2 protein-coding genes are annotated in these 2,925 nt (G+C 74.8%); both read right to left on the reverse strand.

Annotated elements, in window-relative coordinates:
* On the reverse strand, positions 1 to 551 hold a 551-nt coding region (locus ACWD1Z_RS36955; protein WP_451125233.1), incomplete at its 3' end, for a glycoside hydrolase family 3 N-terminal domain-containing protein.
* Positions 548 to 2,925, reverse strand: a 2,378-nt coding sequence (locus tag ACWD1Z_RS36960) for a family 78 glycoside hydrolase catalytic domain (RefSeq protein ID WP_451125235.1), incomplete at its 5' end; no start/stop codon positions are given. The genes ACWD1Z_RS36960 and ACWD1Z_RS36955, both read right to left, overlap by 4 nt.

Here is a 2,925-nt window from a genome sequence, read left to right on the forward strand (position 1 = left end):
ACCAGGCGGGAGGTCAGGTCGGCGTCCTCGCCGAACGTGCCGGAGATGCGGGCCCAGCGCGGCTCGGTGGCCAGGTCGATCTGCGGGTGCAGCGCGACGCGCAGGCCCACGGCCAGGTACTCGCGGCGCACGGTGTCCGCGTACCGGCGCACCAGGTCGGCGTCGCCGACGGCCGCCAGGCCGAGCGTCTCGGGCCACTGGGAGAACGGCCCGGCCATCATCGCGGTGCCCGGGTTGTCGGTGAAGGCGTGCCGCGGGTCGGTGGACAGGGTGACCGGGATGCCCAGCCGGGTGTGGGCGGCCCGTTCCTGGAGCCGGTTGTGGAAGGCGGCCATCTCGCGCGGGGAGGCGGCGCCCAGGACGTTGAAGTGCGTCATCCGGCTCTCGGAGAGCATCTGCTCGGCGGTGCGCCCGGCGGGCGCGGCCTGCGGGCCGGGGCCGATCACGTGGTGGAAGACCAGTCCGGCCTTCTCCTCCACCGTCATGCGGGGCAGCAGGTCCGCGACGCGCTCCCGCACGCCGCGGGTGGGGTCCTGGTACGGGTGGGTCACTGCTGCTCCTCGGCGGCTGTGGGGATGGGGTGGGGGATGCAGAAGCTGTGGCGGCCCGGTCCGGCCTCGACGGGCTCGGCGCCCGGCAGGTGGACCTCGGCGGTGGTGCCGGGCGGCACCAGGACGTCGGCGTGCAGGGAGGGCCCGGCGATGCGCCAGAAGATCTCCGCGCGGCCGTACGGCGTCTCGTGCGCGGCCTTCGCCCAGGTCAGCCCGCCGCCGGGACGGGGCCGGACCAGCAGGCGCCGGTAGCCGGGCGCGGCCGGGGCGAGTCCGGCGACCGTGCGGTGGATGAAGTCGGCGACCGCGCCCAGCGCGTAGTGGTTGAACGAGGTCATCTCACCGGGGTTGACGTGCCCGTCGGGCAGCATGCTGTCCCAGCGTTCCCAGACGGTCGTGGCGCCCATGTCCACCTGGTAGAGCCAGGACGGGCAGGACCGCTCCAGCAGCAGCCGGTACGCCGTGTCCAGGTGCCCGGTGGCGGTGAGCGCGTCGCACACGAGCGGGGTGCCGAGGAAGCCGGTGCCGATGCGGTGGCCGCGTGCGGCGACCAGGGCGGCGAGCCGGTTCCCGGCGGCGGCCCGCTCGGCCGGCTCCTCCAGCAGGCCGAAGCTCAGGGCCAGCGCGTACGCGGTCTGCGTCTCCTCGGTCAGCCGACCGCCGCCCGCGTGGAAGCGGCCGCGGAAGGCGTCGCGCACCGCGTCGGCGAGGGTGTCGTAGCGCAGCGCGTCGTCGAGGTCGCCGAGGATCTCGGCGCTGCGGGCGAGCAGGCGGGCGGAGCGGGCGAAGTAGGCGGTGGCGACGAGGACGGAGGGGGTCACGGCCTTCCCCGGGTCCTCGGGAGGAGCCGTGGGGTCCAGCCAGTCGCCGAACTGGAAGCCTTCGCCCCAGATCCGGTCCGGCCCGGCGATCTCCTCTACGGCGTCGACCCAGGCCCGCATCGAGGGGTACTGCTCGCGCAGCGCCTCGGTGTCGGCGTACCGCTCGTACAGCACCCAGGGCACGATGACGGCGGCGTCGCACCAGCCGGCCATCGGCGGGTTGCCGGGCGGCAGCGGGACGTCGGCGATGACCGGGATGGCGGGGGTGAACACCGGTGGAATGCCGTGCTCGTCCTCGCTCTGGTCGGCGGCCAGGTCGTGCAGCCAGGACCGCAGGAAGGCGCGCACGTCGTACAGGAACGCGGCCGTGGGGGCGAAGACCTGCACGTCGCCGGTCCAGCCGAGGCGCTCGTCGCGCTGCGGGCAGTCGGTGGGTACGTCGAGGAAGTTGCCGCGCATGCCCCACACGACGTTCTCGTGCAGCCGTTCCAGGACCGGGTCGGAGCAGGAGAACCAGCCGGTGCGGCGCAGGTCGCTGTGGAGGACGACGGCGGTGACGTCGTCGGGCGTCACCGGGCCGGGCCAGCCGTCGACCTCGGCGTAGCGGAAGCCGTGGAAGGTGAAGCGCGGCTCCCACTCCTCCGCGTCCGTGTCGCCGCGCAGGGTGTACCGGTCGGTGGCGGCGGCGGTGCGCAGCGGCCGCACGCACAACTCGCCATCCTGATCGAGGACTTCGGCATGGCGCAGGGTGACCGTGCGGCCGGCCTCGCCGCGCACCCGGATGCGCAGGCGCCCGACGAGGTTCTGTCCGAAGTCCAGCAGGGCACGGCCGCCGGGCAGCGCGGTGACCTCGACGGGCCGTACGGTCTCGACGCGGCGCACGGGCGGGCTGTCGGCGGGGAAGAGGACGGTGGTGTCGAAGTCGAGGACGCGCACCGGGTGCCAGGCGCCGTCGTCGAAACCGGGCTCGCTCCAGCCGGGCTGTTCGCGGCGCGCGTCGTGGTGCTCGCCCTCGTACAGGCCGGCGCAGAGCACCGGACCGTGACAGGCGCGCCAGTCGGGGCCGGTGGTGACGGTCTCGGTCGTGCCGTCGGCGTACTCCACGCGCAGTTCGGCGAGGAGGCCGGTGTCCGGGCCGTAGATGTCGCGGGTGCCGCCGTTGAAGCCGAGCCGGCCCCGGTACCAGCCGTCCGCGAGGTGGGCGCCCCAGGCGTTGGCGCCGGTGCGCAGCAGCCCGGTCACGTCGAAGGAGTGGAAGCGGTGGCGGTGGCGGTAGCTGGTCCAGCCCGGGGCCAGCACGTGGTCGCCGACCACGCTGCCGTTGAGCTCCAGTTCGTAGACGCCCAGCGCGGTGACCGTCAGCCGGGCCGCTCGCACGCCCGGCCGTACGGCGAACTCGCCCCGAAGCAGGGCGGCCGGGCGGGCCGCCGCGTCGGCGGACCGGCTCTCCTCGGCCGGGCGGGGGCTGATGACCTGGGCGGTCCAGTGGTGGTGCGACATCGGTGCCTTTCTCAGGGCCCGGCGCACGCGGGGCGTGGCCGGGCCGGACCAGG

It is taken from the genome of Streptomyces sp. NPDC002784, assembly GCF_053592135.1.